Origin of the sequence: Chitinophaga sp., assembly GCF_036566945.1 — a bacterium.
In the GTDB taxonomy this organism is placed as follows: domain Bacteria; phylum Bacteroidota; class Bacteroidia; order Chitinophagales; family Chitinophagaceae; genus Chitinophaga.
Genome location: NZ_DATCVJ010000891.1, coordinates 1 through 5,720, shown reverse-complemented (window position 1 = coordinate 5,720; position 5,720 = coordinate 1). Strand labels below are relative to the sequence as shown.

The following is a 5,720-nucleotide window of genomic DNA, read 5'->3' as shown; positions in this document are numbered from 1 at the left end:
TAACCTCTTACTTAATTTAGGTTAGAAGGTTATTGAGCCTTTTACTGTTAGTAAAAATGTTGTTGTTGTTACAGTGATAAGTTGATATTAAGCTGTGTATAAGGATGTAAATACAGGAGAAGCCGTTTATAGGCAATACAGTATACGATGGTCAAATCCGGTACCTATAGCCACCGTTATTTACCATATCCCCTCATCTGCAAAGACGAAGGGTTGAGTACTTTCACTTCCGTGCCGGTAGCCGTTAGCAAACCTGTTTGTAGATTCCTTTTAAACACCACTATATTCCCGCTGTTCTGATTCGCCACCAGGAGATATTTCCCCGTAGGGTCTATCACAAAATTCCGCGGATGCTTGCCACCACTGGACTCCTGCCCTATACTTTTAAGGGTACCGTTTTGCTGATTAATGGCATAAATAAAAATCGTATTGGCATATTCTCTTGTAGAGGCATATAAAAATTTACCATCAGGAGAGATGTGAATGTCGGCGCTGTTATAATCCTCTACAGGTTGCGCCAGGTGGGCGCTGATGCGCTGTATGCTATCCAGTTTACCATCCTTGTATTTATAGGTCGTTACTGCACCCCCCATTTCTTCTATACAGTATGCATAAGGCAGCCGCTGATGAAAGATGATATGACGGGGTCCACTGCCGGGAACGGTGCGCGTATACGGCGGTGTAGCTGGTTGTAAAGGCGCTGCTGCTGCAGGCACCAGTTGATATCCCCTGATTTTGTCGGCGCCCAGATCCGCAAAAAAAGCGTAACGCCCATCCGGAGAAAATACGCCCGAGTGAATATGTGAACTCTTTTGTCTTGACTTGAGCACACTGCTGTCCTGAAAGGCAATCACCTGTTTAGCAGGTGCGATATGACCCTTTTCCAATGGGAAAATCGATAGGCTACCACCGGAATAATTGGCGCAAAGCAGCCATTTACCAGCTTTGTCCGTGCCCACGTATGCAGGATTGTCGCCCCCACTGTCCTGCCGGCTGAGCAGGGTCAGGATTTCTTTGGAGCTGTCGAATGCCAGGCTGGTTACCCCACCCACATTAGGCGTTTGGGCTTCCGAGCAGGCATAAATGTATTTACCATCCGGCGACAAGGTCAGGAAAGAAGGATTAAGGACGCCTTTCAATGCCGACACCGGCTGCAAGGCCCCGGTAGCGTAGTTGAAGCGGTAGACATAAACACCATCTTTGTCTTTATCGCGGTTGTAGCTTCCTACAAAAAGGTAATACTGCTGCGCATTTGCGAGCAAACCGACAAACAACGCGATGAGAGATAAGTAAGAGAATTTGCGAAACAATTGTCAATGATTTAAGCGTGAAACGAGCCTACAAGATAGTCATCTCCCGAAAAAATAATAATAGACAATTTTGTCTATTATTATTTTTTATGTAGCTTTAGGTTGTTATGGCAAGACCAGGGAATCCAAAAGAAAAAATATTGACTACTGCAGGCCGGTTGTTTTATGAGCAGGGCTATCATTCCACTGGTATCAACCAGGTACTGGAAGAAGCCGGGGTGGCCAAAGCCAGTCTTTACAGCCACTTTGGTTCCAAGGAAGAACTGGGGCTTATCTATCTGAAAGAGGCGAGAACAGCCTGGTTTAGTGGTATTACCCAGATGGTAGACAAAAAAACAGATCCTGCAGAAAGGTTGCTGGCCATCTTTGATTTTCTGGAACGTCAATTACCATTACAACATTTCAGGGGCTGCCGGTTCATTAACCTGCTGGCAGAGATCGGGGACAGTCAGCCTGAAATGCAGCAGCAGGTATTGGAACATAAACGGAAGCTCCGGCGCTACATATATCAGTTATTGACGGCTATTCCGGGCCATGGAGCATCCACTATAGCCGATACCATTTACCTCCTTTTTGAAGGTGCCATCGTGGAGAGTAAGGTGTACAAGGAAATCTGGCCGGTGAAGACCGCCAAAAAAATGGTGAAACAACTCATTGATAGCAGGCAGCAAGATGGAGAGACGTGATGCCCGAAAAAGCTGACTGACAAAAACACTTTCAATACCCGTTCAACGGGTTATTTTTTCATCTCATTATAGACAGTTTTGTCTATAATTAATTACATCAAATCATGAATACTATTTCCCCCCTTCCTGTATCCGAAGCGCCTGCTGCCGCACAGCCGGTATTAGAACAGGTAAAACGTATGCTGGGCCGCGTTCCCAACATGTATGGCGTAATGGCCCACTCACCAGCCGTACTGGACGCCTACGTGCAGTTTAACAATGCACTCCGTAAAGGCAATCTGGGTGCCCCTATGGCTGAAAGAATTGCCCTCGCCGCCGCAGAATATAATGGCTGTAGTTATTGTCTTTCTGCACATAGCTTTCTGGGCGCCAAAGCCGGATTGTCTGATTCGGATTTGCTGGATGCCAGAAAGGGAAAAGCTGCTGATGCAAAGACCAACGCCGGCATGCAGTTTACCGCTAAGTTGATGGCTTCCCCTCAAAATTTATCTGCCGATGATCTGCAGGCGCTGAGGCAGGCGGGGTATACCGACGGAGAGACATTGGAAATTATCGCCAACGTAGTCCGGAATATTTTCACTAACTACCTGAATGTAGTGGCTGGCACCGAAGTAGACTGGCCAGACGTAATTCACCCGTTAAATACCACTGCAAATGAAAGCAAATAATAACTCCATCCTCCTTGAACAGCCATTTGACACGGTGTTGTCAAATGCGCGGGAAGCCATTCTTCATCATGACTTCCTGCTCCTGCATGAAATCAATCCGCAGGCTATTCTCGCTACCCGGCAAATCATTACCGGCAAAATCAGGCAATTGCTGTTCTTTCACCCGGTGTATATGAAACAGCTACTGGAGCATGACCCGACAGCGATTATTGAAGCGCCGCTGAAGCTGGTGCTAAGAGCAACCGACACCGGTGCTACCATGCTCAGCTATCATCATCCGGCAAGGCAGTTACAGGGCTATACCGGCCTGGAAATATTAGGAAAGGAATTGCAGGCCAAAATGGAAGCGATCGTGGAACAGCTCCAACGATCGGCATAAAGAATTTTATTTTGTAAGGTTGTCCCGTTTACACCGTCTAATAGGAGAAACGACGTTGATACGGATATAAAGCCGTATTTTTAGAGGGCTTATTAATTACAAATAAAATGAAACCAATATTTCTTTTAACACTGATCCTGGCTACGCAGATTGCCTGCCATAGCCAGACGGGCAACAAAGAACCAATGGAAAAAAATCCTTATTACTCGAGAACAGACACGAAGAAACTGCATATTACCAATGCGGAGTGGAAAAAAGTATTGCCACCAGACCTGTATGCAGTGGCCAGAGAAGCGGCTACTGAAAGACCCTTTACCGGAAAATACTGGGACGCGGATGTGAAAGGCAGCTACTATTGCGCCGTATGTGGTAATCCGCTGTTTCGCTCAGACGCTAAATTCGCCAGCAGCTGCGGCTGGCCCAGTTTTTTTGAGCCCTTAAGGGCCAACAGCGTGATATACAAGGAAGATAATTCCATTGGTATGCAACGGACAGAGGTCATCTGCGAACGGTGTGGATCGCACCTGGGACATATTTTCGATGATGGCCCCCCTCCTACGCATAAACGGTTTTGTATGAACTCTGTGTCGCTGGACTTTGAACCGGATCCCGGCGCACATTAATGCAGTGGTTCGTAATGCTGTACTACCGGGAATGGATCATAAAACTCATGCAGTAATTTTTTCCATTCCTGGTATTCAGCAGACTGCCGGAAGCCGATGGTAACAATTCATTCCTGCAGGAAATGATCCAGGAAAGCTTTCCCGAAATCAGAAGCACTTAACTGCTTGTTCAGGTTATGTTTCAGGGGATTAAAGAACCCCACAATACCTAGTTTCACCACATGATAAAAAGGACGACTCAAATCCTGTGAATTGGCCAGGATAATAAAGCAAAGGTCCTTCTCGGGAATTTTCACGAAAAGAGCCGAGTAGCCCGTCCACCAGCCGGTATGCCACACTACCTTTACGCCTTTATAGTAGCCAATAAACCACCCCAGGCCGTATTGAATTTTCTTCCCTTTTGGGGTCACATACCTGGTAAAAATTTTCTCCCAGGTAGTATCGTTTAAAAACTTCTTTTCATCAATGGCATTGGAATACAGCGCCAGATCGCCCACGCTGCTCATCATCCCCGCGGCAGGGCCGAATCCGTAATTAAACGTGACGGGGACTACCTGTTTATTTTTCCAGTCGTAGGGTTTAGCAACGCGTTGCAAAAAAGTGGCTTTATCGTAACCGGTGAGCGCAAAGTTCACGCTGTCGTCGGTGCTGGGTGCTGTATTTTTGAGAGACAGGGGAACGATGATTTGCTGCATGAGCAGTTCCCCGAAAGCATGTCCGGAAGATTGTTGGATCACCTTTCCCAGTTCATTATACCAGCCGCCGTTGTATCGGAATTTGTAGCCCGGTTTAAAGCCGTTGAAGGTGGTACCCATTGCGGTATGTGTTAACAGGTGCTTCACTTTTATCCGTGGATCACTGCCCCAGCGGGCGCCCAGGTTAATACCATATTTGCTGATGGGATCATCCAGACTGACCTTTCCGGCTTCTACCTGCTGCATCAGGATAATGGAGCCAAATGTTTTGGTCACAGAAGCGATCTGGTACACGGTATTTTCATCCGGTGGCAGCTGACGTTCTTCGTCGGCGTAACCGAATCCTTTTTTCCAGACCAGCTTTTGTTCATTCACAATGCCTACCGAAATGCCGGGAATATGGTAACGCTCCCGCAGGTACTCCAGCTTTGCTTCAAAAGCGGCGATGTTGGCGGCGCGCCATACGCTATCGCTGGCGGTGACCTTGGTGGTCGTATGCACCCGTGTGCTCCGGCAGGAAAATATTACTATGCTAAAAAATACCAGGGCTGTAGTCCGATAGACGCAGGTGGAATGGTTGATCATCCGGGTTAGTTGTTTCCTGACAAAGCTCTCTGTTTACAAAGGGTTCACCTACTCAGATCAGGATTTGAGCAATGAAAAAGTCGCTTATTCCGGGATTTCCGGCGCCTTTTTCCGGAATGCGGAGGGCGACATGCCCGTGAGTTGTTTAAACACCCGCTGGAACGTGGCAGTGGAACTAAAGCCACAATCATAGGCAATGCCGGCAAAGGTCAGTTGATCTGCATCTGCCTGCAATAACTTCTCCTTAAACAGGTTTACCCGGTAACCATTTACATACTCATTAAAATTTTTGTGAAGATGCTGATTCAGTACGGCGGAAATAGTTTTAGGCGTTAAACCGGTATGTTGCGCTACCATATTCACGGTGAGCGCTGCATTCAGATACAGATGATCCTCTTCCATCGCTTTTTTCAGCAGCACGATGGCGCTGTCCACCGTAGCTACCGGTAATACCGTATCCGTTTTTTTATCAGTAACCAGCTGTTGCCAGGAAATCCGGTATCCTTTGATGCCTAACCAGTAAATCAGCACCGTAATGGGCACATAAATAGGATACCAGTCGAAATTATCCAGCATCATATTGGTATAACGCGGAATCACATAAGGCACCAGGTATAGCAGCCATATCCCTGTGAAGGCGGCCATCAGCCATACAAACTGTTGCAGCCATGCAAAGCCGGATACTTGTTTGCCGGCTGTTTTGTAAGTGTGCAGGTATTTAAATGACAGCCACACATATATTGCCAGGGATAGCCACCGGGGAATATCCGAATA

General features: G+C 47.0%; 7 protein-coding genes. 4 read left to right on the top strand and 3 right to left on the bottom strand.

The window, feature by feature from the left end; all coding sequences use genetic code 11:
* Nucleotides 1-176: 176 nt before the first annotated feature.
* Complete coding sequence (locus VIP81_RS26870; RefSeq protein ID WP_331968607.1) at nucleotides 177-1,310, bottom strand: lactonase family protein; 1,134 nt, start codon at nucleotides 1,308-1,310, stop codon at nucleotides 177-179.
* A 107-nt stretch (nucleotides 1,311-1,417) separates the two neighbouring features.
* On the opposite strand from VIP81_RS26870, the gene VIP81_RS26865 reads away from it, so the two are divergent.
* The 4 genes from VIP81_RS26865 to msrB all read left to right on the top strand — a co-directional run bounded on the left by VIP81_RS26865 (nucleotide 1,418) and on the right by msrB (nucleotide 3,666).
* Nucleotides 1,418-1,996 (top strand): TetR/AcrR family transcriptional regulator, encoded by a 579-nt coding sequence (locus VIP81_RS26865; protein ID WP_331968604.1) that lies wholly within the window; start codon nucleotides 1,418-1,420, stop codon nucleotides 1,994-1,996.
* 104 nt (nucleotides 1,997-2,100) lie between these two features.
* The gene (locus VIP81_RS26860; RefSeq protein WP_331968601.1) at nucleotides 2,101-2,664 is read left to right on the top strand and encodes a carboxymuconolactone decarboxylase family protein; all 564 of its coding nucleotides are present in this window, start codon (nucleotides 2,101-2,103) and stop codon (nucleotides 2,662-2,664) included.
* Nucleotides 2,651-3,043 (top strand): DUF302 domain-containing protein, encoded by a 393-nt coding sequence (locus VIP81_RS26855; protein WP_331968598.1) that lies wholly within the window; start codon nucleotides 2,651-2,653, stop codon nucleotides 3,041-3,043. Before VIP81_RS26860 ends, VIP81_RS26855 begins: the two co-directional genes overlap by 14 nt.
* Before the next feature lie 107 nt (nucleotides 3,044-3,150).
* On the top strand, nucleotides 3,151-3,666 hold the full coding sequence (gene msrB, locus VIP81_RS26850) for a peptide-methionine (R)-S-oxide reductase MsrB (RefSeq protein ID WP_331968595.1): 516 nt from the start codon (nucleotides 3,151-3,153) through the stop codon (nucleotides 3,664-3,666).
* A 107-nt stretch (nucleotides 3,667-3,773) separates the two neighbouring features.
* On the opposite strand, the gene VIP81_RS26845 is transcribed toward msrB, so the two are convergent.
* Together VIP81_RS26845 and VIP81_RS26840 are read right to left on the bottom strand one after the other, a co-directional pair.
* Nucleotides 3,774-4,946 (bottom strand): serine hydrolase domain-containing protein, encoded by a 1,173-nt coding sequence (locus tag VIP81_RS26845; protein WP_331968592.1) that lies wholly within the window; start codon nucleotides 4,944-4,946, stop codon nucleotides 3,774-3,776.
* An 84-nt stretch (nucleotides 4,947-5,030) separates the two neighbouring features.
* Nucleotides 5,031-5,720: helix-turn-helix domain-containing protein (locus tag VIP81_RS26840; protein WP_331968589.1), on the bottom strand; the 690-nt coding region annotated here is incomplete at its 5' end.

Coding starts and splice junctions, on each gene's coding strand:
- VIP81_RS26855 (WP_331968598.1), top strand. CDS start 2,651: ATGAAAGCAAATAATAACTCCATCCTCCTTGAACAGCCATTTGACACG.
- VIP81_RS26845 (WP_331968592.1), bottom strand. CDS start 4,946: ATGATCAACCATTCCACCTGCGTCTATCGGACTACAGCCCTGGTATTT.
- VIP81_RS26865 (WP_331968604.1), top strand. CDS start 1,418: ATGGCAAGACCAGGGAATCCAAAAGAAAAAATATTGACTACTGCAGGC.
- msrB (WP_331968595.1), top strand. CDS start 3,151: ATGAAACCAATATTTCTTTTAACACTGATCCTGGCTACGCAGATTGCC.
- VIP81_RS26860 (WP_331968601.1), top strand. CDS start 2,101: ATGAATACTATTTCCCCCCTTCCTGTATCCGAAGCGCCTGCTGCCGCA.